Annotated in this window: 28 protein-coding genes; 13 read left to right on the top strand and 15 right to left on the bottom strand. The window is 72.0% G+C overall.

Features of this window, described 5'->3' with window-relative positions; all coding sequences use genetic code 11:
• From ACRAKH_RS33910 to ACRAKH_RS33895, 4 genes are all read left to right on the top strand, one after another.
• Positions 1 to 690: a hypothetical protein gene (locus ACRAKH_RS33910; protein WP_380718903.1), complete on the top strand. Its 690-nt coding sequence runs from the start codon at positions 1 to 3 to the stop codon at positions 688 to 690.
• Positions 691 to 794: 104 nt separating this feature from the next.
• Positions 795 to 1,178 carry a DUF2784 domain-containing protein gene (locus tag ACRAKH_RS33905; RefSeq protein ID WP_380718900.1) on the top strand — a complete coding sequence of 128 codons (384 nt, stop codon included), beginning with the start codon at positions 795 to 797 and terminating at the stop codon, positions 1,176 to 1,178.
• A 33-nt stretch (positions 1,179 to 1,211) separates the two neighbouring features.
• On the top strand, positions 1,212 to 1,898 hold the full coding sequence (locus tag ACRAKH_RS33900; RefSeq protein ID WP_380718898.1) for a TrmH family RNA methyltransferase: 687 nt from the start codon (positions 1,212 to 1,214) through the stop codon (positions 1,896 to 1,898).
• A gap of 25 nt (positions 1,899 to 1,923) precedes the next feature.
• Positions 1,924 to 3,003, top strand: a complete 1,080-nt coding sequence (locus tag ACRAKH_RS33895) for a glycoside hydrolase family 76 protein (RefSeq protein ID WP_447009528.1) — start codon at positions 1,924 to 1,926, stop codon at positions 3,001 to 3,003.
• A 57-nt stretch (positions 3,004 to 3,060) separates the two neighbouring features.
• Here ACRAKH_RS33895 and ACRAKH_RS33890 read toward each other — a convergent pair whose 3' ends face one another.
• Entirely contained in the window at positions 3,061 to 4,017 is a 957-nt protein-coding gene (locus tag ACRAKH_RS33890; RefSeq protein WP_380718894.1) for a LacI family DNA-binding transcriptional regulator, read from the bottom strand.
• Positions 4,018 to 4,094: 77 nt separating this feature from the next.
• Here ACRAKH_RS33890 and ACRAKH_RS33885 point away from each other — a divergent pair, with 77 nt between their 5' ends.
• Entirely contained in the window at positions 4,095 to 4,919 is an 825-nt protein-coding gene (locus ACRAKH_RS33885) for a PfkB family carbohydrate kinase (RefSeq protein ID WP_380719026.1), read from the top strand.
• A complete protein-coding gene (locus ACRAKH_RS33880) occupies positions 4,901 to 5,536 on the top strand; it encodes a nucleoside/nucleotide kinase family protein (protein WP_380718892.1) in 636 nt (211 codons plus the stop codon). The genes ACRAKH_RS33885 and ACRAKH_RS33880 overlap by 19 nt, the downstream gene beginning before the upstream one ends.
• A gap of 13 nt (positions 5,537 to 5,549) precedes the next feature.
• Here ACRAKH_RS33880 and ACRAKH_RS33875 read toward each other — a convergent pair whose 3' ends face one another.
• A complete protein-coding gene (locus tag ACRAKH_RS33875; protein WP_380718890.1) occupies positions 5,550 to 6,221 on the bottom strand; it encodes a DedA family protein in 672 nt (223 codons plus the stop codon).
• A 139-nt stretch (positions 6,222 to 6,360) separates the two neighbouring features.
• Here ACRAKH_RS33875 and ACRAKH_RS33870 point away from each other — a divergent pair, with 139 nt between their 5' ends.
• Positions 6,361 to 7,734 carry an FAD-binding oxidoreductase gene (locus ACRAKH_RS33870; RefSeq protein ID WP_380718888.1) on the top strand — a complete coding sequence of 458 codons (1,374 nt, stop codon included), beginning with the start codon at positions 6,361 to 6,363 and terminating at the stop codon, positions 7,732 to 7,734.
• 232 nt (positions 7,735 to 7,966) lie between these two features.
• Here ACRAKH_RS33870 and ACRAKH_RS33865 read toward each other — a convergent pair whose 3' ends face one another.
• From ACRAKH_RS33865 to ACRAKH_RS33845, 5 genes are all read right to left on the bottom strand, one after another.
• Positions 7,967 to 8,707: a DedA family protein gene (locus tag ACRAKH_RS33865; protein ID WP_380718886.1), complete on the bottom strand. Its 741-nt coding sequence runs from the start codon at positions 8,705 to 8,707 to the stop codon at positions 7,967 to 7,969.
• Between the two features lie 9 nt (positions 8,708 to 8,716).
• On the bottom strand, positions 8,717 to 8,911 hold the full coding sequence (locus ACRAKH_RS33860; protein ID WP_380718884.1) for a hypothetical protein: 195 nt from the start codon (positions 8,909 to 8,911) through the stop codon (positions 8,717 to 8,719).
• 4 nt (positions 8,912 to 8,915) lie between these two features.
• Positions 8,916 to 10,073 carry an N-acetylglucosamine-6-phosphate deacetylase gene (gene nagA, locus ACRAKH_RS33855; RefSeq protein ID WP_380718882.1) on the bottom strand — a complete coding sequence of 386 codons (1,158 nt, stop codon included), beginning with the start codon at positions 10,071 to 10,073 and terminating at the stop codon, positions 8,916 to 8,918.
• On the bottom strand, positions 10,070 to 10,975 hold the full coding sequence (locus ACRAKH_RS33850; protein ID WP_380718880.1) for an ROK family protein: 906 nt from the start codon (positions 10,973 to 10,975) through the stop codon (positions 10,070 to 10,072). Before ACRAKH_RS33850 ends, nagA begins: the two co-directional genes overlap by 4 nt.
• A gap of 319 nt (positions 10,976 to 11,294) precedes the next feature.
• Complete coding sequence (locus ACRAKH_RS33845) at positions 11,295 to 11,873, bottom strand: SigE family RNA polymerase sigma factor (RefSeq protein WP_380718878.1); 579 nt, start codon at positions 11,871 to 11,873, stop codon at positions 11,295 to 11,297.
• A gap of 64 nt (positions 11,874 to 11,937) precedes the next feature.
• Between ACRAKH_RS33845 and ACRAKH_RS33840 the strand changes: the two genes are divergently transcribed.
• Positions 11,938 to 12,216: a YciI family protein gene (locus ACRAKH_RS33840; RefSeq protein WP_380718876.1), complete on the top strand. Its 279-nt coding sequence runs from the start codon at positions 11,938 to 11,940 to the stop codon at positions 12,214 to 12,216.
• A gap of 12 nt (positions 12,217 to 12,228) precedes the next feature.
• Here the strand turns inward: ACRAKH_RS33840 and ACRAKH_RS33835 are convergent, their stop codons facing one another.
• Together ACRAKH_RS33835 and ACRAKH_RS33830 are read right to left on the bottom strand one after the other, a co-directional pair.
• The gene (locus ACRAKH_RS33835) at positions 12,229 to 13,083 is read right to left on the bottom strand and encodes an SDR family oxidoreductase (RefSeq protein WP_380718874.1); all 855 of its coding nucleotides are present in this window, start codon (positions 13,081 to 13,083) and stop codon (positions 12,229 to 12,231) included.
• A 71-nt stretch (positions 13,084 to 13,154) separates the two neighbouring features.
• Complete coding sequence (locus ACRAKH_RS33830; RefSeq protein ID WP_447009527.1) at positions 13,155 to 14,087, bottom strand: aldo/keto reductase; 933 nt, start codon at positions 14,085 to 14,087, stop codon at positions 13,155 to 13,157.
• Between the two features lie 109 nt (positions 14,088 to 14,196).
• Between ACRAKH_RS33830 and ACRAKH_RS33825 the strand changes: the two genes are divergently transcribed.
• Complete coding sequence (locus tag ACRAKH_RS33825) at positions 14,197 to 15,036, top strand: LLM class F420-dependent oxidoreductase (protein ID WP_380718870.1); 840 nt, start codon at positions 14,197 to 14,199, stop codon at positions 15,034 to 15,036.
• A 39-nt stretch (positions 15,037 to 15,075) separates the two neighbouring features.
• Here ACRAKH_RS33825 and ACRAKH_RS33820 read toward each other — a convergent pair whose 3' ends face one another.
• Positions 15,076 to 15,363 carry a DUF427 domain-containing protein gene (locus ACRAKH_RS33820; RefSeq protein WP_380718868.1) on the bottom strand — a complete coding sequence of 96 codons (288 nt, stop codon included), beginning with the start codon at positions 15,361 to 15,363 and terminating at the stop codon, positions 15,076 to 15,078.
• 92 nt (positions 15,364 to 15,455) lie between these two features.
• On the opposite strand from ACRAKH_RS33820, the gene fbaA reads away from it, so the two are divergent.
• Positions 15,456 to 16,490 (top strand): class II fructose-bisphosphate aldolase, encoded by a 1,035-nt coding sequence (fbaA, locus tag ACRAKH_RS33815; RefSeq protein ID WP_380718866.1) that lies wholly within the window; start codon positions 15,456 to 15,458, stop codon positions 16,488 to 16,490.
• A 97-nt stretch (positions 16,491 to 16,587) separates the two neighbouring features.
• Here the strand turns inward: fbaA and ACRAKH_RS33810 are convergent, their stop codons facing one another.
• Positions 16,588 to 17,706 (bottom strand): hypothetical protein, encoded by a 1,119-nt coding sequence (locus ACRAKH_RS33810; protein WP_447009526.1) that lies wholly within the window; start codon positions 17,704 to 17,706, stop codon positions 16,588 to 16,590.
• 289 nt (positions 17,707 to 17,995) lie between these two features.
• Here ACRAKH_RS33810 and ACRAKH_RS33805 point away from each other — a divergent pair, with 289 nt between their 5' ends.
• Together ACRAKH_RS33805 and ACRAKH_RS33800 are read left to right on the top strand one after the other, a co-directional pair.
• On the top strand, positions 17,996 to 18,403 hold the full coding sequence (locus ACRAKH_RS33805) for a DUF3151 domain-containing protein (RefSeq protein WP_380718861.1): 408 nt from the start codon (positions 17,996 to 17,998) through the stop codon (positions 18,401 to 18,403).
• A 4-nt stretch (positions 18,404 to 18,407) separates the two neighbouring features.
• A complete protein-coding gene (locus ACRAKH_RS33800; RefSeq protein WP_447009525.1) occupies positions 18,408 to 19,493 on the top strand; it encodes an FUSC family protein in 1,086 nt (361 codons plus the stop codon).
• 25 nt (positions 19,494 to 19,518) lie between these two features.
• Here the strand turns inward: ACRAKH_RS33800 and ACRAKH_RS33795 are convergent, their stop codons facing one another.
• The 3 genes from ACRAKH_RS33795 to ACRAKH_RS33785 form a co-directional block, all read right to left on the bottom strand.
• Positions 19,519 to 19,767, bottom strand: a complete 249-nt coding sequence (locus tag ACRAKH_RS33795) for a hypothetical protein (protein WP_380718857.1) — start codon at positions 19,765 to 19,767, stop codon at positions 19,519 to 19,521.
• Between the two features lie 6 nt (positions 19,768 to 19,773).
• Positions 19,774 to 20,433: an HNH endonuclease family protein gene (locus tag ACRAKH_RS33790; protein WP_380718855.1), complete on the bottom strand. Its 660-nt coding sequence runs from the start codon at positions 20,431 to 20,433 to the stop codon at positions 19,774 to 19,776.
• Positions 20,434 to 20,545: 112 nt separating this feature from the next.
• Positions 20,546 to 21,220: a hypothetical protein gene (locus ACRAKH_RS33785; protein ID WP_380718853.1), complete on the bottom strand. Its 675-nt coding sequence runs from the start codon at positions 21,218 to 21,220 to the stop codon at positions 20,546 to 20,548.
• 88 nt (positions 21,221 to 21,308) lie between these two features.
• Here ACRAKH_RS33785 and ACRAKH_RS33780 point away from each other — a divergent pair, with 88 nt between their 5' ends.
• Complete coding sequence (locus ACRAKH_RS33780) at positions 21,309 to 22,598, top strand: adenylosuccinate synthase (protein ID WP_380718851.1); 1,290 nt, start codon at positions 21,309 to 21,311, stop codon at positions 22,596 to 22,598.
• 338 nt (positions 22,599 to 22,936) lie between these two features.
• Here the strand turns inward: ACRAKH_RS33780 and ACRAKH_RS33775 are convergent, their stop codons facing one another.
• On the bottom strand, positions 22,937 to 24,037 hold the full coding sequence (locus ACRAKH_RS33775) for a glycerophosphodiester phosphodiesterase (RefSeq protein WP_380719024.1): 1,101 nt from the start codon (positions 24,035 to 24,037) through the stop codon (positions 22,937 to 22,939).
• Positions 24,038 to 24,141: the final 104 nt, after the last annotated feature.

Here is a 24,141-nt window from a genome sequence, read left to right as displayed (position 1 = left end):
ATGACCGCCCTGGTCCTGCTCCTGGCCGTCGTGGCGATCCTCGGTGCCGGGGTCGCCGTGGGGTTGTCGCGGCGCAAGCGCAACCCGTTCACGAACCAGCAGTTCGTGAACGAGTGGGAGCAGCGGATGCGCGCGCTGGAGGCGTCCCTCGGCTGGCGGTTCGTCGCCGAGGACCAGGGGTTCCAGGAACGCGTGCCGCAGATCGGCCGGATGCTGGAGGCCGACCGGAGCCGGGTGAAGTTCCAGCTCGTCGGCCACTGGCGCGGGGTGCCCGTGCTGGCGGTCGAGGTGGTGTTCCGCGCGGACAACGTGGTGACGTCCGAGTACCGCACGTACACGGTGGTCGTCGTGCCGCGCCCGATGCCGGGGCCGTGGGTGCTGATCAGCCCCCGCAACGACTCGGTGTGGGGTGTGTTCGAGCAGTTCGTCACCACCGGCGACCCGGCGTTCGACGCCCGGTACGAGGTGCGCCGCAAGAACCCCGCCTTCGCGCCCGCGCTGCTCAACTCCGGTCTGGCGCAGGCGTTGCTGCACGACCCCCGGGCCAACGGCGTGGCGATCGCGTTCGACGAGCACAACCTCGCCGCCGCCGTGCCCGGCCCGCTGCTGCAGGCGCCGTTGGGGCACCTGGCGGACCTGCTGCTGGACGTGGCGGGCCGGGTGCCGTGGCAGGCCCTTCCGCGGGGTTGACCACGGCGGCCGCCATGCCGCCGCGACGCCGTGCCGCCGCGATGCCCGGAATTTCACGGGCGCGTGATCGTTCCCCGGCCTACTCTGGGTTCCGGGAGGTCGCTATGGTCGCGGGCGCGTTAGCCGAGCTGGTCATGGTGGCGCACTTCGGTGTGCTGGTCTTCCTGGTGGTCGGGGGTTTCCTGGCCTGGCGCCGGCCGAGGGTGCTGTACTTCCACCTGGCGATGGCGGCGTGGGGGCTGCTCGTCGTCGTGTTCCCCATCGCGTGCCCGCTCACGTGGCTGGAGAACGCGTTGCGGGTGTCCGCGGGCCAACCGGAGCTGGCGACCGGGTTCATCGACACCTACATCGACGGCGTGCTGTACCCGGAGTCGGCCGCACGCCCGGTGCAAGTCCTGGTGGCGGTCGTCGTCATCGCGTCGTGGGTCGGGTACTACCTGAGACGACGCACCTCGCAGGGCAGCCCGACGCGGGGCCGACCCGCCTGATCCCGGCCGCCGCGGGTCGGTCATCATCGCCCGATGCGAGTGGTCCTCGAGGGGTTTCACGCGGTCAAGCACGCGTTGCGGTTCGGGGCCGTGGTCGGCCGGCTGGTGGTGGTCGACCTGGAGGGGGCGCTCGGGTTGGCGCGGTCGCACGCGCCGGACCTCGTGGACCTGTTCGAGGCGCGCGCCGAGGTCGTGGGGGCGGCGGGGTTCGTCGAGGTCGTCGGGCGGTCGCACCCGACCGGGGTCGGGGGCCTGGCGGAACGGCCGGCGGCGGTCTTCGGGGGTCGGACCGCGCCGCTGGTGCTCTTGGACAACCCGCGCAACCTGGGGAACTTCGGTGCCGTGATCCGGGTCGCGGCCGGGTTGGGGGCGGGTGGCGTGGTGTCGTTGGGCGACGTCGACCCGTGGCACCCGAACGTGCTGCGGGGCAGCGCGGGGCTGCACTTCGCGCTGCCGGTGGGGCGCTTGGGCGGGCTCGGCGAGGTCGAGGAAACGGTGATCGCCTTCGACGCGGGCGGGCGGGAGCTGCGGGACGTGCGCATCCCGGACGACGCCGTGCTGGCGTTCGGGTCCGAGCGGCACGGGCTGTCGGACGCGGTGCGGGAGCGGGCGGACCTCGTGGTGTCGCTGCCGATGCGGCCGAAGGTGTCGAGCTACAACCTGACCACGAGCGTCGCCATGGGCCTGTACCACTGGGAGCTGTTCCGCCGAGCTTCTTGATCGGTTGAGTGGGCACCCTGGTGGGGTGACCACGCCCAAGATCCGCGCCGCCCGCGCCGGCGTCGCCGAACGTGCGGTCGAGTCCCGGCACCTGCGCCGGGTCTGGGGCCTGCCCGGCACGGCGCTCGGCGCGGTCGCGTGGCCGGTCGACTGGCCGGGCCGCCTGCACGTCCGGTTCGGCTACTGGTGGCAGGCGCACCTGCTGGACTGCGTGCTCGACGCGCAGCTGCGCGCGCCGAGCCCGGCCAGGGCGGCGTTGGTCCGGCGGCTCGTGCGCGGCATCCGGGTGCGCAACCTGGTCGGGTGGGTCAACGACTACTACGACGACGTGGCGTGGCTGGGGCTGGCGCTGCTGCGCGCCGAGCGGGAGGTCGGCCTCGCCCGGCCGAAGGCGCTCGCCACGATCGCGGACCGGCTGCGGGGCGGGTGGACCGACCACGGTGGCGGCGGCATCTGGTGGAAGCGCCACGACGACTTCAAGAACGTCCCGGCGAACGGCCCGGCCGCGATCCTGTTCGCCCGACTGGGTGATCGCGCCGACCTCGGCCGCGCGAGGTCCATTGTGGACTGGATCGAGGACGCCCTGGTGGACGGGGAGACCGGGCTGCTGTGGGACGGCCTGCACGTCCACCCCGACGGCACCGTCCGCGAGATCGAGAAGAACTTCTACACGTACTGCCAGGGCGTGGCGCTCGGCGCGTGCGTGGAGCTGGGCTCGGCGGCCTACCGGGACAAGGCGGCGCGGATCATCACCGCCGTGGACGAGCACCTCGCCGCGGACGGCGTCCTGCGCGGGCACGGCGGCGGCGACGGCGGGCTGTTCGGCGGCATCCTCGCCCGGTACCTGGCCCAGGCCGCGCTGCGGCTCGACCGCCCGGAGGCGGCGCGGGCGGCGGACCTCGTGTTCCGGTCCGCCGACGCGCTGTGGGCGAACCGGGCGGCGGTGGTGAGCGGGCCACTGTTCGGCCCGGACTGGTCGGAGCCCGCGAAGGAGCCCCGCCCGGGGCGGCCCGAGCGCGACCTGTCCGTCCAGCTGGGCGGGTGGATGGCGCTGGAGGCCGCCGCGCTGCTGGAGCGCAACGGGATCACGCCGACCGAACGCTGAGCGGCACGCGGGTCGGTGGCACGGGGGTCGGTGGCACGCGGGTAAGCGGCGCGCGGGTCAGTGGCAGCCGCACGACCGGCGGTGGCGCAGCTCGGGCGGCAGCCGGATCGTCTCCGGCGCCCGGTCCGGGTCCGCGATGCGCGCCAGCAGCAGCCGCACCGCCGTCCGCCCGATCTCCTCCACCGGCTGCGCCATCGACGTCAGCGGCGGGTCGACCAGCTCGGCCCACTCGACCTCGTCGTACGTCACCAGCGCCAGCTCCGAGCCGATCCGCACGCCGCGCGCGCGGGCCGTCCGCAGCACGTCCATCAGCACCTGGTGGTCGCTCACCACGACACCCGTGACGCGGCCGAGCAGCGGGTCCAGCGACGGGCGCACCAGCTCCTCGTCCCACGCCAGCCCGGCGCGGCCGAGGCCCAGGCGGTAGCCGAGCACCCGCTCGTCCGTGGTCGCGACGCCGGCCGGGCCGGACACCAGGCCGATCCGCCGGTGCCCCAGCTCCGCCAGGTGCCGCACCAGCGCCGACGTGGCCTGCACGTTCTCCGGGCCGACCTGGTCGACGTCCTGCGCCACGGTCAGCCGGTCCACCAGCACGGTCGGCACGCCGAGCCGGCGCAGCTCGGGCAGCGCGGCCGATCCCGACGTGGGCGTGAGCAGCACCCCGTCCACCCGTCGCGACCGCAGCATCCGCACCGCCGCCTGCTCGGACTCGGCCGTGTCGCGGGTGTCGATCAGCACCAGCGTGTAGCCGGCGCGGGTCGACTCGCTCTCGATCGCCGCGATCAGCTCGGCGAAGTACGGGTGCGACACCAGCGACACCGCGAGGCCGAGCGACTTCGTGCCGCCCGTGACGAGGGACCGGGCGATGGCGTCACCCGTGTAGCCCGTCTCCTCGATCGCCTTGAGGACCCGTTCCCTGGTGGCGTCCGCGACGGACCTGGTCTCGTTGATCACGTGTGAGACCGTGGTGATGGAGACGCCGGCGATACTGGCGACCTCCCGCATGGTGACCATGGACTCGTCCCCGTTCGGGCTGGCGCAAGCGATTGCGTGGGGACTTTACCGGGTGAGAGGGTCGGGCCGTGCCTTCTGTGCTGTGTGTCGGGCTGACGACCGTGGACGTCAGCCAACGGGTGGTGGAGTTCCCCGTCCCGGGGCAGAAGGTGCAGTCGCTGGGCGTGCACCTGGCACCGGGCGGTCCGGCGGCGAACGCGGCGCGCGCGGTGGCCGCGCTGGGGAGCCGGGCGGTGCTGCTGACCGCGTTGGACGGCGAGCTGGGCGGCTTCGCGCGGTCCCGGCTGCACCCGGTGGAGGTCCACTCGGTGGGCGGCGGTGGTCCGGCGCTGAGCATGGTCGCGGTGCGCGAGCGGGACGGCGAGCGGACCGTCATCTCGCGCAACGCGGCAGGCTCCGACGTGCCGGCCGACGTGGACCCGGCGCTGGTCGAGGCGGCGGACGTGGTGCTGGTGGACGGCCACCTCGGGCCACTGGCCCTGGCCGCCGCACGCCACGCGAGACGTGCCGGCGTGCCGGTGGTGCTGGACGCGGGCAGCTGGAAGCCTGTGCTGGACGACCTGCTGCCGCTGGTGGACGTCGCCGCGTGCTCGGCCGCCTTCGAGCTGTCCGAGGACGAGGTGCACGCCCGGGGCGTGCCGCTGGTGATCCGCACGCACGGTCCGGGGCCCGTCACCTGGTCGCGCGGTGGTGCCACGGGCGCGCAACCGGTACCTGTTGTCGAGGTGCGCGACACCAACGGCGCGGGCGACGTGTGGCACGGCGCGCTGGCGGTCGCGGTCGCCGAGGGACGGGACGTGGACGACGCCGTCCGCTGGGCGAACGAGGTCGCCGCGGTGCGGGTGCGCCACACCGCGTGGGACTGGGTGGAGGAGCTGGGACGGTGGCGGGACAGCGGGTGAAGTTCGACGAGCTGGTCGACCGGGCGCGGCTGCTGGTGGACACCGGCGAGCGCAAGCTCCTCGGCATCGGCGGCGCGCCGGGCTCGGGCAAGTCGACGTTGGCGCGCCGGCTGGTCGACGCGCTCGGCGACGACGCCGCCCTGGTCGGCATGGACGGCTTCCACCTCGCCCAGCGCGAGCTGGACCGCCTCGGCATCGCCGACCGCAAGGGCGCGCCGGACACGTTCGACATCCCGGGGTACGTCGACCTGCTCGGCCGGCTGAAGGCGTGCGGGCCGGACGTCGTCTACGCGCCCGAGTTCCGCCGGGAGATCGAGGAGCCGGTCGCGTGCGCGGTGCCGGTCGACCCGTCCGTGCCGCTCGTCGTCACCGAGGGCAACTACCTGCTGCTCCAGTACGACAAGTGGAAGCGCGTGCGGGTCGTGCTGGACGAGGCGTGGTTCCTGCTGATCGACGAGGAGCTGCGGGTGGCGCGGCTGATCGACCGGCACGTCCGGTACGGGCGGTCCGCGGAGGACGCGCGCGAGCGGGTCCTGCACGGCACGGACCACGTGAACGCGCTGATGGTGAACGCGTCGAAGTCGGCCGCCGACCTGCTCATCACCGAGGTGCTGTGACGGGCACGCCCGGTCACTGCGTGGTGGCGGGCAGGGCCTCGTCGTCCACGGGCTTCTTCATCTCCTGCTTGTAGCGGTACAGGCCGTAGGCCGTGCCGCCGACGAAGAACGCGATGCTGACGACCACCGCCGCCGTCTCCAGCCACGGCACCGCGGTCAGCAGGCCCGCGCCGTAATAGCCGGCGAGCACCAGCGTCGGCACCCACGCGATCGCGCCGATGGTCGTGGCCAGCATGAACCGCTTCGGGTCCATCCGCGCCGCGCCCGCGATCATCGGGGCCAGCGTGCGCACCCACGGGATCCAGCGGGCCAGCACGATCGCCCAGAAGCCGCGCCGGTCGAGGAAGTCGCGGGCCTTGGCGAGGTTCTCCTTGTTGAGCACCTTGCCGCCGCGACGGGCCAGCAGGCGCGTCCCGGTGTGCCTGCCGATGTAGTAGCCGATCTGGTTGCCGACGACCGCCACCACCAACGCGGCCAGCGACAGCAGCCAGGCCGACAGTTCACCGTCGTGCGACGCGAGCACCACACCGGCGGCGAACAGCAGCGAGTCACCCGGCAGGAACAAGCCGAAGATGAACGCGCACTCGAAGAAGATGAAGCTCAGGGTGATCAACCACACGGCCAACGGGCCTGCGGAATCGAGGTCGATGAACCCTGCGGCTTCGGTCGTCGCGGACAACACCACAGGGGCAGCCTACGTGGGACCGGCGGGTCGCCTCGGCGACATGGCGATAACGCCTTGCCGAAGCCTTGGCGTCGTGGCGGACCGTGCGGGCCCGAACACGTGCTGGAGTGATCACCGGTCGCGGGGTTAGCGTGGGGAGATGGAGTCACTGCTCGCCGAACTCCGCTCCGCCGTCGGCGCCGACGCGGTGCTGACCGACGTCGACGTCACCGCGAGCTACCAGCGCGACATGATGCCGCTGGCGCCCTACGGGCAGCCGTTGGCGGTGGTGCTGCCGACGTCGGCGGAGCAGGTGCAGGCGGTCGTGCGGGCCTGCGCGGCGGCGGGGACGCCGATCGTGCCGCGCGGCGCGGGCAGCGGGCTGTCCGGCGCGGCCAACGCCATCGACGGCTGCGTGGTGCTCGTGACCACGAAGATGAACGCCATCGTCGAGATCGACCCGGACAACCGGCTGGCCGTCGTCGAGCCGGGGGTGGTGAACCTCGACCTCCGCGGCGCCGTGGAGAAGCACGGGCTGTTCTACCCACCGGACCCGTCCAGCTACGACTGGTGCACGATCGGCGGCAACCTCTCCACCAACGCGGGCGGGCTGTGCTGCGTGAAGTACGGGGTCACGACGGACTCCGTGCTCGGCCTCGACGTGGTGCTCGCGGACGGCGAGCTGCTGCGCACCGGCAGGCGGACCGTCAAGGGCGTCGCCGGGTACGACCTGACCAAGCTGTTCGTCGGCAGCGAGGGCACGCTCGGCGTCATCACCCGCGCGACTCTGGCGCTGCGGCCCCTGCCGCAGGCCCCGGCGACGCTCGTGGCGGCGTTCAACAGCACCGCCGACGCGGGCGCGGCGGTGAGCCGCGTGGTGACCGAGGGCATCGTGCCGTCCCTGATGGAGATCATGGACCGCACGTCCATCCGGGCCGTCGAGCAGTACCTCAAGACCGACCTCAACGCGGACGCGGCGCTGCTGCTCTGCCAGTCCGACTCGGGCGGTGAGGCGGGCCGGCGCGAGCTGGCCGCGATCGAGCAGGCGTGCGTCGCGGCGGGCGCCGAACTCGTCTACGCGACGGAGGACCTGGGCGAAGGGCGTGACCTGCTGACGGCGCGCCGGGCCGTGCTGACGGCGCTGGAGGTCTACGGGGCCTGGCTGACGGACGACGTGTGCGTGCCGCGGACCCGGATCGCGGACCTGATCGCCGGGTGCGAGCGGATCAGCGAATCGGTCGGGCTGCGGATCGCCGTCGTCGGCCACGCGGGCGACGGCAACATGCACCCGACGATCGTCTACGACCCGTCGTCGGCGGACGAGTTCGCGCGGGCGCGGCGGGCGTTCGACGAGATCCTCGCCCTCGGCCTGGCGCTCGGCGGCACCGTCACCGGCGAGCACGGCATCGGCAAGATCAAGCGCGAGTGGCTGGAGCGGGAGATCGGTCCGGTGGGCATGCGGGTCCACCGCGAGATCAAGCGGGCGCTGGACCCGGCGAACCTGTTCAACCCGGGGTCGATGTTCTCCGTCTAATGGCCGCTGCTCCGCAGACGGCGGCTCGGTGTAAATGGCCGCTGCTCCGCAGACGGCGGCTCGGTGTAAATGGCCGCTGCTCCGCAGACGGCGGCTCGGTCGCCTGGAAGTCGGTCGTTCGCCCCTCATTTTCTGCGATCGGAAAGCGTGATCGCAGAAAATGAGGCGCGAACGACCGACGCGACCTCGCGAGGGGTGCGGTTGGGAGATCGTGGACCGGCGTTGCGGGCGGCTAGTCGATGCGCTTGATCTGCTGGGTGCTGTCGTCCACCAGGTCGATGACCTGGGTGATGTCGGCCGCCTCCTGGGCGAGCAGCGACTTCTTCTCCCGCCGCGCCTTGATGACCTCGATGATGATCGGCACCACGGAGAGCAGCACGATCAGGATCAGCATCATCTCGAGGTTGTCGCGCACGAACTGGATCTGGCCGAGGAAGTAGCCGAGGACGGTCAGGCCCGCGGCCCACGCGATGCCGCCGATCAGCGAGTACGTGAAGTACTTGCGCGGGTCCATCCGGCCGACGCCCGCCATGGCGGTGATGAACGTGCGCACGATCGGCACGAACCGGGCCATCACGATCGCGCGGGCGCCGTACTTGTCGAAGAACTCGTGCGTCTTGTCGACGTACTCCTTCTTGAAGATCTTCGACTCGGGCTTGTTGAACAGCGCCGGCCCGGCGCGGTGGCCGATCCAGTAACCCACGACGTTGCCCAGCAGGGCGCAGGCCGTGAGCAGGAGGCACACCAGCCACAGCGGGTAGTCCAGCAGCCCCGAGGCCACGAACAGGCCCGCCGTGAACAGCAGCGAGTCGCCCGGCAGGAAGAAGCCCACCAACAGGCCGCACTCCGCGAAGACGATGAAGCACAGCCCGACCAGCATGTACGGCCCGAGTCCCTGGAGCAGGATCTGCGGGTCCAGCCAGTCCGGGCCGAGGGCAACCGTGGAGGTGAGTGCGACCGTCACGGGTGCCAAGGTACAGGCTCAGCGGAGCGTGATCACCGCCACGACCGTCCCGGCGGCCAGCCCCAGCAGCACCGAGAGCAGCAGCACCCAGCCCGCCCCCAGCGGCGTCCGGGCAGGTCGGGAGGGCCGGGACGGCGTGACGGGGTGCGCGCCGGAGCTGGTGGCCTGCGCGCGGAGGGCGTCGGCCACCAGCTTCTCGTGGTCATCGGGCACGTGGTCAGTCTTTCACCCACGCGCCCCGGCTCATCACCTCGCGCGGCTTCAACTCGGTGTCCAGGACCACCAGGTCGGCGGCCAGACCGGCCCGCAGCTCGCCGGTCCGCCCCGCCAGCCCCAGCAGGTGCGCCGGACGGGTGGCGGTGGCGTGCACCGCCTCCTCGATCGTGAGGCCGCACGACGCCACCGCGTTGCGGAACGCCGCGTCCATGGTGAGCGTGCTGCCCGCGAGGGACGCGCCGCCGGCGAGCGTCGGCACGCCGTCCACCACGCGCACCTCCAGGCCGCCCACGTCGTAGACGCCGTCACCCACGCCCGCCGCCGCGATCGCGTCGGTGACCAGCACCGTCCGCCGCACGCCCGCGTGCCGCGCGGCCAGCCGGACGGCGGTCGGGTGCAGGTGCACCAGGTCGCAGATCAGCTCGACGGTGACGCGCTCGTCGTCCAGCAGCGCGCCGATCGGCCCCGGCTCGCGGTGGTGCAGCGGCCGCATCCCGTTGAACAGGTGCGTGGCGACGGTCGCGCCCGCCTCGACGGCCGGCCGGATCTGCGCCTCGGTGGCGTCGGTGTGGCCGATGGCGGCGAGGACATCGTTGTCGACGAGGTGGCGCACGGCGTCCACACCGTGCTCCAGCTCGGGCGCGATGGTGATCATCCGGACGGCGCCGCCGCCCGCGTCGAGCAGCGTGTCGATCGCGCCGCGCTCCGGTGGGCGGAGGATGGCCGGGTCGTGCGCGCCGCAGCGCGCGGCGGACAGGAACGGCCCTTCGAGGTGGATGCCGGCCACCACGCCGTCGCGCACGAGCTCGGTCAGCGCCTTGACCTGGTCGGCGAGCTCCGGGACCGGCCGCGACACCAGGCTGGCGATCAGCGTGGTGGTGCCGTGCCGGCGGTGCGCGTTCGCCGCCTTGATCACCCGGGCCGGGTCCGCGCTGGTGAACGCCTCACCGCCGCCACCGTGGCAGTGGATGTCCACGAACCCCGGTACCAGCCACCCCCCGTTCACGTCCGTCGTCGGACCGTCCGGCGCCGCCCCCTCGCCCACGGCCGCGATCAGGCCGTCGCGCACCGCGACCCAACCCTGTTCGAGCACCCCGTCAGGCGTGACGACCCGACCACCGGTCAGGGTCACGTCCACGGGTCCACCCCACGTGCTCATCTCTCCTCCAGCATGTCGATGGCCAGCAGCGCGGCACCGAGGCACCCGGCCTCGTCACCCAACGCCGCCAGCCGCAGTTCCGGGCGCCGCTGGAACGTGGTCAGCTCGTCCAGTCGTGCGCCCAGCGGGTCCGTCAGCAACGGGCCCGCCAGTGCCAGGCCGCCGCCCAGCACCACGGCTTCCGGTCCCAACAACGCGGCTACCAGCAGGATGCCCCTAGCCAGCGCGTCCACGGCCTCACGCCACACGTCCGCCGCGTCGGTGTCGCCCGATGCGAGCAGTCGGGCCACCTCCGCCGCGCCGTTGACCTGGCGGTTCGTCCGCTTCGTGTAACGACGGGCGATCGCGGCGCTGCTCGCGCGCGCCTCGACGCAACCCGTCTGGCCGCACCCGCACGGGTCACCGTGGCCGACGTCCACGTGCCCGACCTCGCCCGGCGCGGACGAGACCCGGCCGTCCAGGACGAGGGCCGCGGCGATGCCGGTGCCGATGGGCACGATCACCGCGTTGGCGAGGCCGCGCGCGTTGCCCTGGCGGAGTTCGGCCAGGCCACCGGCGCGGACGTCGTGGCCGAAGGCGGTGGGCAGGCCGGTGGCCGCCTCGACCTCCTTGCGGAACGGGTGGTCGCGCCAGCCGAGGTTCGCGGAGTAGACGCCGACGCCCGCGGCCTCGTCCACGATGCCCGGCACCACGAGGCCGACGGCGTCGACCGGGTGGTCCGCGGAGGCGCGCAACTCGTCGACCAAGGCGGTCACGTCCTCGACCACGGCGTCGCCCGTGGGTCGGGTCGGACGGCGCCGCTGCGTCACCGGCCGCACCCCGGTGGGGGTGCCGGTGACCAGGGCGGCCTTGGTCTCTGTTCCGCCGACGTCGACGGCTATCACGTGTCTGGTGCGCGCCACGAGGACCGATACTGCGGCATGTGACCGCCATTGGTCTATACCAAGTACCGGATTGGACTCGTCCGGGGTGACGCCGGGGCCCGTCCGGGTGCCTGGCGGGGGTCTGACGCGTGCCTGAGGGGGCCAGACCGGGGCGTGACCGGGGTCGGCCGCGGGTGCTCGGCGGAAGCGCGGGTGGCGGTTCGGGGCGAAGGCTCGGCCGCGACTCGGCAGGTTCGAACGGGGCTCGGCATGTGCCGGCGAGGTGCGCCGGGCCGGCGAGAGGTGCGTCCCGCCGGTGAGGCACAGCGCCCGGCGGGGTCGCGGTCGGGCGGACGGTCTAGTTGCCGGCCATGATCTTCTGCAGGGCGTCCAGCGCCCGGCTGGCGGTGCTCTTCACGGTGCCCTTGCTGATGCCGGTGGCGTCCGCGATCTCCGCCTCCGACAGGTCGCCGTAGTACCGCAGCACGAGCACTTCCCGCTGCCTCGGCGGCAGCTGGGACAGGGCCGCCACGACCGCCTGGTGCTCCGCCGTGAGCATGGCGAGGCTCTCCGCCGACCGAGCGTTGGCGACGTGCGGCGGGGTGTAGTCGCGGGCCGTCTTGCGACGCCGCAGCACGCTGCGCGAACCGTTCACCACAGCCGTCCGCAGGTAGCCGACGGCCGCTTGCGCGTCCCGCAGGTTGGTCCAGTTCCGGTGCAGGCCGGTGAACGCCTCCTGCACGACGTCCTCCGCCGTGGCGGGCTCGTCGACCAGCAGCAGCGCCAACCTCACCAGCCGCATGCGGTGCTGGCGGTACAGGTCTTCCAGGGTGAGGGGACCGGTCGGCGCCGGTGCCACGCCGTCCTGGATCCGCAGGTTCGTCAGCGTGTCCTGCACACGCGCGATGCCGCCGCTGTTCCGATCGGGACCGACCACGGAAAAGACGTTACCCCGTCACGGGGTAGCTTCGGCGCGGCGTCGCACAACGAAGGGGGCTTCGATGGCTCGGTTCGCGGTCGAGTTCGTGTACGGGGACAACCAGGAGGAACGGCTGGCCGTCCGGCCGGCGCACCGGGAGTACCTGTCCACGCTGGTGGAGCGCGGTGCGCTGCTCGTCGCCGGCCCGTACGTCGACCAGACCGGCGCGTTGCTGGTCTACGAGGTCGCGGACGAGGACGAGCTGCGGGACGTGATCGCCGCCGACCCGTACACGCACGCCGGTGTGGTGGCGGAGACGCGCGTGCACGAGTGGCAGACGGTGATGGGCGCCTGGGTCTAGCGGACGGTCCGGCTAGCGCTTCTCGGCGGCGGTGCCGCCGGGGCCGACGAGGCCGGACAGGTCCCGCTGGGCCATCTCGCGGTCGGCGGCGGGCACCGACTTCGGTGCCTGCCGGTCGACCACCTTCGGAGTGAACGCGCGGAACAGCTTCAGGCCGCCGACCCACCCCGGCACGTGCACCGCCTTGGACCGGCGGGTGATGGCCCGCACCACGGCCTTGCCCACGTCGGAGACCGGGTACTTCTTGCCCGCCAGGCCCGGCATGCCGCTGCGCAGCGGTCCGAACACGGGGTGCCGGTCGGCGCTGTTGACCATGTCGGTGGCGATCCACGAGAAGTAGGCGACGCCGACGTCCACGCCCAGGTGCCGCACCTCGGCGCGCAGGCTGTCCGCGAACGCCTCGCAGCCCGCCTTCGCCGCCGAGTAGGCCGCGTTGCCGGGGATGTGCACGATCGCCGCCAGCGACGACACGACGAGGCAGTAGCCGCGGCTCGCGATCAGGTGCGGCAGGCAGGTGCGCACGGTCCGCCACACGCCGAGCAGGTTGACCTCGATGACCCGCTCGAACGCGGCCGGGTCCATCGACCGGACGAACCCGGTGGCGGCGATGCCCGCGTTGGCGACGACGACGTCGATGCCGCCGTAGTGGTCCACCACGCCGTTCACCGCGGTCTCCAGCGCCTCCCAGTCGGTGACGTCGGCCTCCCACGCCCTGCCGCCGCACTGCTCGGCCACCTGGCGCAGCTGGTCGCCCTCCAGGCCCACCAGGGCGAGCTTCGCGCCCCTCGCGGCCAGGCGCCGCGCCACCTCCGCGCCGATGCCCCTGGCCGCGCCAGTGATCAGGACAACCTTGCCCGCAACGTCCACGGTGACCTCCTCAGGCTGCTGTGCCGGGAGGCCACCGTAACGCAACTTACCGCCAGTAAGCTACTGGGGAGTTAAACTTCGCTCGCCGTGCTCAGGGCGGCGATCTCGTCCGCGGCGAGCCGCAGCTCCAGCGCGGGCAGCAGCTCCGCGAGCTGGTCCACCGTGCGGGCCGACGCGATGGGCGCGGCCACCGTCGGCTGGTCCGCGAGCCACGCCAGGGCGACCGCCGCCGGGGTCGTGCCGCGGCCCGCGGCGACCTCGTCCAACGCCGTCAGCACGCGCAGGCCGCGCTCGTCGAGGTACCGCGACGCGGCGGCGGCCCGGGCGCTCTCCACCGTGACGCCCGGCCGGTACTTGCCGGTCAGGAAGCCCTTCGCCAGGCCCCAGTACGGCGCGGAGGACAGCCCGTGGTCCGCGACGGCACGCGACAGCTCGCCCTCGTACGACCGGTCGACCAGGTTGTAGGCCTGCTGGAGCGCGACGAACCCGGCGAACCCCTCGCGCTCGGACACGGCGAGCGCGGACGTGAGCCGGTCCGCGGTGTAGTTCGACGCGGCGATGTGCCGGACCTTGCCCGCCCGGACCAGCCGGTCGAACGCCGCCAGCGTCTCCTCCTGCGGCGTGCCGGGGTCGTCCTTGTGCGCGTAGTACAGGTCGATGTGGTCGACGCCGAGCCGGCGCAGCGAGTCCTCGGCGGCTCGCTCGATCGTGGCGGCCTTGAGGTCGTCGAGCCCGGCGAGCATGCCGACCTTGGTCGCGACCACGACCCGGTCGCGGTTGCCCCGCGACCTCAGCCACCGGCCGATGATCGTCTCCGACTCGCCGCCGGTGTGGCCCTCGGCCCACGCCGAGTACGCGTCCGCGGTGTCCACGAAGTCGCCGCCGGCCGCGACGTACGCGTCGAGCACGGCGAACGACGTCTCCTCGTCGGCGGTCCAGCCGAAGACGTTGCCACCCAGGCACAGGCGCGACACCCCGAGGTCGCTGGTTCCGAGTTTCGTCATGGCGCAGACCCAACCGGACGACGTCGGCGAGCGGGGAACCGGCGAGTCAGGACTAAATGGTGGGCCGGGGTGGTTGGTCCCGACAGCGCCTAGTTCGTGGGGAGACGAAATGACGGTCGAGTTGGGCAGGTACGGCGTGTGGGGCCTCGTGTCGCGGTGGGCCGGGCGCGAGGAGGCCGCGGCCGAGCTGGAGGAGCTGGGCTACGGCACCGTCTGGCTGGGCGCGTCACCCGACGGCAGTGTCCTGACCACGGTCTCCGCGCTCCTCGACGCCACCGACGAGATCACCGTGGCGACGGGCATCCTCAACGTCTGGACGACGCCGGCGGCCGAGGTCAACGACGGCTACCGGGCGTTGGCCTGGACCGACCGGTTCCTCGTCGGCATCGGCGCCGGGCACCGCGAGCTGGTGGGTGAGGTGTATCACAGCCCTTACCAGAAGCTCGTCCACTACCTGGACGAGCTGGACGTGCCGCGCGACCGCCTCGCCCTCGCCGCCCTCGGCCCCCGCGTGCTCCGGCTGGCGGCCGCGCGCACCAGCGTCGCCCACCCCTACCTGGTGACGCCGGAGTACACCGCCCACGCCCGCGAGACCGTCGGCGCGGGCGTGCTGCTCGCCCCGGAACAGCACGTGGTGCTGGAGGAGGACCCGTCGCGGGCCCGTGAGCTGGGACGGGAGGCGCTGTCGTTCTACCTGGGACTGCCGAACTACACGAGGAACTGGCTGCGGCACGGGTTCACCGAGGACGACCTGGCCGGCGGCGGCAGCGACCGGCTGGTGGACGCGCTGGTCGCGTGGGGTTCGGTCGAGACGGTCGCGCGCAGGTTGCGCGAGCACCACGAAGCGGGCGCCGACCACGTGGCCATCCAGGTGGTCGGCGCCACCGATGAGCTGCGGGGACTGCGCGACCTGGCGGCCGCGGTCATCGACGAGCCGGTCCTCGGCTAGCTCGTGGGCCGGCCGGTCGTGGGGCCGGCCGGTCCGCCGTCAGCTGTCGGAGACCTCGACGCCGCGCCAGAACGCGACGTGGCCCTTGATGTTGGCCGCCTCCGGCTTGGGCTCGGCGTAGTACCAGGCGGCGTCGGGGTTGTCCTGCCCCTCCACGTGCAGCGTGTAGTAGTTGGCGGTGCCCTTCCAGGGGCAGATCGAGACCGTCTCCGACGGCCTCAGGTACTGGGCGTGCACCGACTCCAGGGGGAAGTAGTGGTTCCCCTCCACCATCTCGGTTTTGTCACTCTCGGCGATGATCTCGCCGTTCCATCGTGCGATCGCCATGCGTCCACTATGCCGGTGATCAACTTCTCTCGCCGGCCCTGCCCGTAGGATGCTGCCGACACCGCGTTCCGGGCACCCGAGGAGGACCACCGATGCCCATCGCAACCCCCGAGGTCTACGCCGAGATGCTCGACCGCGCGAAGGCGAACGAATTCGCCTACCCCGCGATCAACGTCACCTCGTCCGAGACCCTCAACGCGGCCCTGCGTGGATTCGCGGAAGCCGAGAGCGACGGGATCATCCAGGTCTCGACCGGCGGAGCCGAGTTCGCCTCCGGCACGAAGGTCAAGGACATGGTGACCGGCGCGGTTGCGCTGGCGGAGTTCGCGCACGTGGTCGCCGAGAAGTACCCGGTGAACATCGCGCTGCACACCGACCACTGCCCCAAGGACAAGCTGGACGGCTACGTCCGACCGCTCGTCGCGATCAGCCAGGAGCGGGTGGACCGCGGGCTCAACCCGCTGTTCCAGTCGCACATGTGGGACGGCTCGGCCGTGCCGCTGGACGAGAACCTGAAGATCGCCTCGGAGCTCCTCGACCTCACCGCGAAGGCCAGGATCATCCTGGAGATCGAGGTCGGCGTCGTCGGCGGCGAAGAGGACGGCGTCGCCCACGAGATCAACGAGAAGCTGTACACCTCCCCCGAGGACTACCTGAAGACGGTGGACGCCCTCGGTTCCGGTGAGAAGGGCCGCTACCTGGTCGCGGCGACGTTCGGCAACGTGCACGGCGTGTACAAGCCGGGCAACGTGAAGCTGCGCCCGGAGATCCTGAAGCAGGGTCAGGACGTGGTGGCCGAGAAGCTGGGCCTCCCGGCCGGCTCCAAGCCGTTCGACCTGGTCTTCCACGGCGGCTCCGGCTCGCTGCTGGAGGAGATCCACGAGGCCGTGTCGTACGGCGTCATCAAGATGAACATCGACACGGACACGCAGTACGCGTTCACCCGTCCGATCGTCGGCCACATGTTCACGAACTACGACGGCGTGCTGAAGATCGACGGCGAGGTCGGCAACAAGAAGGCCTACGACCCGCGGTCGTACCTGAAGGCCGCCGAGCAGGGCATGGCCGCCCGCATCGCCCAGGCGTGCGAGCACCTGAAGTCCTCCGGCCGCATGATCGCCGGCTGAGTCCCCCGCACGACGTGAACGGCCCCCTCCGGGTTCTCCGGAGGGGGCCGTTCCCCGTGGTCGGCGTGCGTGGTCGGCGTGCGCGCGGCACGCGGGGTCAGGCGGTGACCAGCGGTCGTCCGGGGCTCTGCCCCACCTTGGCGCGGTCCGCGGCGACCCACAGCACGGCCAGCACCACGAACGTCGCCGCCGCGGACGGGTAGCTGATCGGCGGTGCGGCGTCCACGGCCTGCTGCGCCCAGATCCCGCCGTAGCCGAGCCCGGTCACGGCGGCCGAGCCGAGGACGGCGGCCACCGGCGCGGGCACCCGGCCGAGGTGCGCGGCGTCCACGGCGAGGCCGATGAGCAGCAGGAACAGCGGCACGGTCGACAGCGGGAAGTCGGCGCCCGCGAGCAGCGGCCAGATCAGGCAGCGGTAGGCGACGTACCCGCCGGCCACCGCCGTCGCGGACCACCGGGCGCCGAGCGTGCGGCGGGCGACGACGAGCACGAGGGCCGCCGGGACGAGCCCCCACACCGGGTAGACCCAGTCGGGGATCGGCAGCGAGAACTGGACGATCGACTCGCGGTCGACCGGGCGGCCGATCTGGTCGGCGGCGAACTGCAGCAGGATCGGCTCGGCGTACGGGTCGCCGCGGTCCCACGAGGCGATCTCCAGCACGCCGTACTCCTGGTGCTGGTTCGGGAACCAGACGTTCTCCAGGAAGAAGAACCACAGCGCGGCCAGGCCGAACCACCGCCACCGGCCGTGCGGGTACAGCGTGATCCAGCCGCGGATCGCGCCCACGAGCATGATCGCGGTGCCCAGGTACAGCAGGGCGTGCGACCCGCTCCACGACGTGATGTCGAGGCCGTTGATCCGGTGGTTGATCAGGTCGATCGGCAGGGCGATGAGGAAGATCCCGGTGCCCGCCTGCATGAACCACAGCGCGTGCTTGTCCACGCCGTAGCCGGTGTAGGTGTGGAACAGGGTCAGCCCGACCACGATCACCGTGCCCACGGTGTTGATCAGGTGCGGTGGCGCGAGCTCGTCGCGCAGCCACTTGAAGTGCCAGGCCACGTCCCACGACGAGCCGATCAGCTTGAGCAGCAGACCGGCCAACCAGAGCCGGTAGACCGCGCTGACGAGAGCCGGTGGCGTCTCGCGCCCCGGCTCGCCCCGCTCCCAGTACTGGTCGCGGAAACGTGCGACGCGCTTGGATACCCCCGTGTTCACCCGCCCATGATGCGTCTCGACAGGATTCCCTGGAAGGGCCGCCCGCCCTGGTATTTCCCTGAACGACCCCTAAGGGACGTCGACGACCAGCTCCTTCCGGGGTGCGTTCATGCGAACGGGTGAGGGGCGTTGCTCCGCTCGGTCGTACCCGGAAGGGTGCGGGTCTGAGAGTTCGCTGAGAACCCGAGGAGCGCTTTCATGGGCAAGAAGGTCGTGGCGGGCATCATCGCCTCCGCGCTGGTGCTGGCACTGGTCGCTGCGGTGGTGCGGGTCTTCCTAAGCTGATCGCATGGAGAACCTGCTCGGTCCCGAACCCACGTTGCTGCCCGACCGCCCGGAGGCGCAGGCCGCCGCCGAGGCGGGCACCGACCCGGCCAAGATCGTCCGCGCGTACCCCGACTTCAGCGAGGCGTGGGCGCTGCTCGCCGAGCGGGCGTTGCAGACCGGCGACCCGGTCGCCGGCTACGCGTTCGCCCGCACCGGCTACCACCGCGGCCTCGACCAGCTGCGCCGGTCCGGCTGGAAGGGCCACGGCCCCGTGCCGTGGTCGCACCGCGCCAACCAGGGCTTCCTGCGGGCCCTCGCCGCCCTGGCCCGTGCCGCCGACGAGATCGGCGAGGCCGAGGAGTACGAGCGCTGCAAGAAGTTCCTCGCCGACAGCGACCCGGCGGCCCCCGCCGCCCTCGGCCTGAGCTGACCCCGTGGGGGCCGTGCGCGACGAGGTGGCGCGCAGGCTGAGGCGGTGGCAGAGCACGGCCCTGCCCATCGCGCAGGCCGCGCTCGCCGCCGGGCTGTCCTGGTTCGTCGCCACCGAGGTCGTCGGGCACGCGCACCCGTTCTTCGCGCCGATCGCCGCCGTCGTCTGCCTCGGCGTCTCGCTGGGGCAGCGGCTGCGGCGCGTCGTGGAACTCGTCGTCGGCGTCTCCGTGGGCGTCGGCGTCGGGGACGTGCTGATCTCGCTGATCGGCTCCGGGCCGTGGCAGATCGCGCTGGTGGTGGCCCTGGCGATGTCGGCGGCCGTGCTGCTGGACGGCGGCGCGGTCATCGCGCTGCAGTCCGGCTCGTCGGCGGTGCTGGTCGCGACGCTGCTGCCGCCCAGCGCCGGCGGCGGCCTCGACCGGATGGTCGACGCGCTGGTCGGCGGGGTGGTGGGGCTGGCCGTGACGGCGTTGCTGCCGGCGAACCCGCTGACCGTGGCGCACCGGCAGGCGAAGGTCGTGTTCGGCGAGCTGACCGAGGCGCTGCGCGGGATGGCGAAGGCGGTGTCCGAGGAGGACGCCGTGCAGGCCGCCGGGGTGCTGGCGCGGTTGCGCGGCAGCCAGGAGGCGGTGGACGAGTTCGCGGCGGCGTTGAAGACCGGCGGCGAGATCGCCACCATCGCGCCGATCCGGTGGCGCAGGCGGCACGAGCTGGGCCGGTACGGGACGGCCGCCACGCCCGTGGACTACGCGCTGCGCAACACGAGGGTGCTGGCGCGGCGGGCGCTGGCCGCGCTGCGGGACGGCGAGCGGATGCCGGACGTGCTGCCCGACGTGCTGCGGCGGTACGCGGACGCGGTGGACGTGCTGCGGGCCGAGCTGCAGCGCGGCGACGAGCCGAAGCTGGCGCGCGCGGCGATCCGGGACGCGGCGGCGCCCGCCACGTGGCGGCGGATGGGCGGCGAGGGCTTCTCGACCAGGGTGGTGCTGGCCCAGGTCCGGTCGGTGGCCGTGGACCTGTTGCAGGCCACCGGTTTGTCGCGGGTGGAGGCGAGGGAGTCGTTGCCGCCCCTGACGCGCGCCGACTGACGCGCGCGGGGCGGCAACGGCTCCGCTAACCCTCCGGTCGGTTCAGGACGCCGAGCAGGACGTCGTGCACGGCGTCGTGGTCGCGCGGGTCCGCCAGCCGGCAGGACGCGCCGGTGATGGCGTACCACTCGTCCGCGCCCTCGTAGCGCACCGTCGCGCGCAGCTCGCCGTCGGCCAGCGTGGTGCGCAGCTCCAGGGGCCCGGTGATCACGCCGACCTCGTCGGTCATGACGCCGCCGGGTCCGGGCACGAACGGGGACGAGCGGTCAGCCATCGGTCGTCAGCACCTCCCGAGCATGCTCTGCAGTGCAGACTTCTCCGCCGAGTTCACCGTCAAACCCCAGTTGTGCTTGGAGCGGACCCACATCTTGGCGTAGGTGCACCAGTACGTGGTCAGCGGCGGCTTCCACAGCGCGGGGTCCTGGTCGCCCTTGGCCTGGTTCACGTTGTCCGTCACGGCGATGAGCTGAGGGTTGCCCAGGTCGTTGGCGAACGACTGGCGGCGGGCCGTGGTCCACGACGACGCGCCGGAGCGCCACGCCTCGGCCAGCGGCACGACGTGGTCGATGTCCACATCGGACGCGAGGCTCCACGTCGCGCCGTCGTACGGGCTGTACCAGCGGCCCGACGTGGCGGCGCAGGCGGAGTCGGTGACCACGTTGGACCCGTCGCGCTTCAGGACCGTCTCCCGGGTGTTGCAGGCGCCCGAGATCGTGATCCAGTGCGGGAACTTGTCCCGCGAGTACCCCGTCATGGAGCCCTCGGAGGCGACCCGGAGCGCGGCCAGCTCGGAGAGGGCGGTGGTGGTGCTCGGGATGTTCGGCGGCGTGGCCTGGGCAGGGGTGACCAGGCCGACAGCCAGCAGACCAGCCAGGAGCAGGGAAAGAGCCGGAAGTCGCAGGAATCGGGAGAATCGCGCGGCTTTGTTGACCATTGACATAATTCCGACCTTCCTAGTTGGAAGCTGTCGGAATTAACCTTGGGTCAATTCTCCTTCCGTTACAACGCCTTCGAGTGACACCTGAATGGCGAAGGAGGAAATTCCTCAGTCACTAGAGCCCGCGGACCAGGCGCAACTCCTCCGTGTGGCGGTACCAGGTCCACTTGCCCATCGGGCGCGGGTGCGCGATGCCGTCCGAGTTCACCTGGACGGGCAGGCAGCCGAGTTGGAAGGCGCGTGCCGACGTCGTGGTGACCTTGCGGGTGAACAACCTCTTGTTGATCACGTGGACCAGGAGGCCGAGCCCGCTCTCCGGGTCCGGGGTGACCTCCAGCCGGGTCGCCTGGCCGCGCAGCACCACCGTGTCGTCGCCGTAGCCGACGCCGCGCACCGGGCCGAGCGAGCCGAGCCCCACCAGCACGCCGCCCACGTCGTCCCGGATGAGCGGGACGCGGTCCGCGTCACCCGACAGGGCGAGGTCGAGGGCGCGGCCGGGATCGGTGGGCAGACCCCACAACCGGGCCACCTCGGACCGCGGGTCGGCGGGCACGAACCCCACCGGGACGTCCGCCAGCCGTTCGGTGCGCAGCAGCCGCAGCACCACCGCGTTCAGGTCGGCGTCCGTCCCGTGGACGACGAGACGTTTATCACCCAATTCGGCGACAACCGGGTCTACCTCGGCCTTTCCGGGCCGTGCGGCCACTTGGCGTACCGCGAAACGGTCACCGTCCGTGATCATTGGCGACTGCGCGTTTCCGCAGGCCAGCACGATTCCGCGCACCTTCATCTCCTGGTCTACCCTCAACAGCCGTCCATTGACGGCTCGGCCGTCGCAGGCATTCGGCTCTTACCCGTCCAACCGCTTGGAGTTTCACATGCCGGCCGTCGTGCTGATCGGTGCCCAGTGGGGCGATGAGGGCAAGGGCAAGGCAACCGACCTGCTCGGTGACCGGGTGCAGTGGGTCGTCCGCTACCAGGGCGGCAACAACGCCGGGCACACCGTGGTGCTGCCCGACGGGCAGAAGTTCGCCCTGCACCTGATCCCCTCCGGAATCCTCACGCCCGGCGTGACCAGCGTCATCGGCAACGGCGTCGTGGTCGACCCCGGCGTGCTGCTCGAGGAGCTGGCGGGCCTCGACGAGCAGGGCGTCGACACGAGCCGGCTGATCATCTCCGCCGACGCGCACCTGATCATGCCGTACCACGTGGCGATCGATAAGGTCACCGAGCGCTACCTGGGCAAGGCCAAGATCGGCACCACCGGCCGCGGCATCGGCCCGTGCTACCAGGACAAGATCGCCCGCGTCGGCGTGCGCGCCCAGGACCTGCTGGACGAGAAGATCCTCCGGCAGAAGGTCGAAGCGGCGCTGGACTTCAAGAACCAGGTGCTGGTCAAGGTCTACAACCGCAAGGCGCTCGACCCGGAGCAGGTCGTGGACAGCGTGCTGGAGCACGGCACGAAGTTCACCTCCCGCATCGCCGACACCCGCCTGCTGCTCAACGAGGCGCTGGACCGCGGCGAGACCGTGCTGCTGGAGGGCTCGCAGGGCACGCTGCTCGACGTGGACCACGGCACCTACCCGTTCGTGACGTCGTCCAACCCGACCTCGGGCGGCGCGAGCGCCGGTTCCGGCATCGGCCCGACGAAGATCACCACGGTGATCGGCATCCTGAAGGCGTACACGACGCGCGTCGGCTCGGGCCCGTTCCCGACCGAGCTGAACGACGACATGGGCGAGCACCTGCGCAAGACCGGCGGCGAGTTCGGCGTGACGACCGGGCGTTCGCGGCGCACCGGCTGGTTCGACGCCGTGATCGCCCGGTACGCGGCGCGGGTGAACGGCATCACCGACTACTTCCTCACCAAGCTGGACGTGCTGTCCGGGCTGGAGAAGGTGCCGGTCTGCGTCGGTTACACGATCGACGGCGAGCGGGTCGACGAGATGCCGATGACGCAGACCGACGTGCACCACGCCGTGCCGGTGTACGAGGAGCTGCCGGGCTGGTTCGAGGACATCAGCCACTGCCGCACGTTCGAGGAGCTGCCCGCGAACGCGCGCGCGTACGTCGAGCACCTGGAGCAGATCTCCGGCGCCCGGATGTCCGCGATCGGCGTCGGCCCCGGCCGCGACCAGACCATCGTGCGCCACGACATGCTGGGCTGACCACCCCGCGCGAAGAACCCCCGGTGCCGACGCAATCGGCACCGGGGGTTCTTTCGTTATTCGGGAGTCGTTGACTTCCCCGCCACGGCCAAAACTCGGACCCGCTGATCAGCGCGTCCGATGTCTTCCGCCCGCCGCGAGAAACCCGTGTCGATTTCCTTGGCGGCCGTGGTCACGCGCTGGGAATCGGTGTCCGGCACACGCCCGCCGCGGGACGACGCGAATTGCCCGTGGGCTCCCGCTTCGAGTTCCTGGTGGCGTTCCGCCTGGCCCGGCGGGGCCTGCTCGCCTGACACCACCGGGGGACGCCTTGGCGGGCGTCCCCCGGTGGTCGTCGGTCAGCCGTTGCGGGCTTCCACGGCGGTGTCCGGGTTGTCGGCGAACACGCCGTCCAGCCCGGTGGCGTAGAACTTCGCGTACTCGCCGAACGCGTTGCCGTACGCGGCCGGGTCGGTCGACGTGCGGAAGTCCGCCGGCAGGAACGCGTTCTCGTTGCGGAACGTCCACGCGTGCACGATCAGGCCGCGCGCGTGCGCGTCACGCACCAGCGTCGTCGGCTGGCGCAGGAAGCCCGCCGCGTCCCGCGGGATGATCCGGTCCTTCGCCGCGCCGATGCCGGACGCGTAGGTGCGGATCTCGCGCAGCCCCTCGGGCGTCACCAGGTCGCTGTAGGTGCGCTTGTCGCCCGCCTTGACGAAGTCGTACGGCGCGCCCGACCCGTTGATCAGCTGCACCAGCGGCACGCGCAGGTGCGCCTTGAGCTGCTTGAGGTTCGCCACCTCGAACGACTGCACGTACACCTTGGCGTTGGGCCGGTTCAGGCCCGAGCGGGTGAGCACGTCGACCAGGCGCGGCTCCAGCGGGAGGCCGATGTCCTGGAAGTACGTGGGGTGCTTGGTCTCGGGGTAGAGGCCGATCTCGCGGCCGAGCTCGCGGGACAGCCGGCGGGACAGGTCGACGACCTCCTCCAGCGTCGGCACCTCGAACCGGCCGTCGTACAGCGTGTTGCGCGGCCGCACCTCGGGGATGCGCTCCTTGGCCCGCAGGGTCTTCAGCTCGGCGAGCGTGAAGTCCTCGGTGAACCAGCCGGTGATCGGCGTGCCGTCGATGACCTTCGTGGCCCGGCGCCCGGCGAACTCCGGGTGCGCGGCCACGTCCGTGGTGCCGCCGATCTCGTTCTCGTGCCGCGCGACCAGCTTGCCGTCCTTGGTGACGACCAGGTCGGGCTCGATGTAGTCGGCGCCCATGCGCGCCGCCAGCTCGTACGCCGCCAGCGTGTGCTCGGGCCGGTAGCCCGACGCGCCGCGGTGGCCGATCACCAGCGGGCCCTTGCGGGACGACGCCACCTCGGGTTCACCGCTCGCCGACCCCGATGGCAGCACCACCGCCCCGGCCACCGCGAGCGCCGCGAGCGCCGCTCCGACGATCTTCGTCCGCATCATCGCCGACCTCCTCAGAGATTCCTGACGCGCGGCAGCCTCGTCGCGCACCGCGACGTCCTGGACACCGTAGGGCGAAGCGAAGACCACGTCACGGTGAACGC

This window comes from Saccharothrix hoggarensis, from assembly GCF_052936025.1.
The sequence above is the reverse complement of the archived record's forward strand: the minus strand, read 5'-3'. Positions and strand labels throughout refer to the sequence as shown.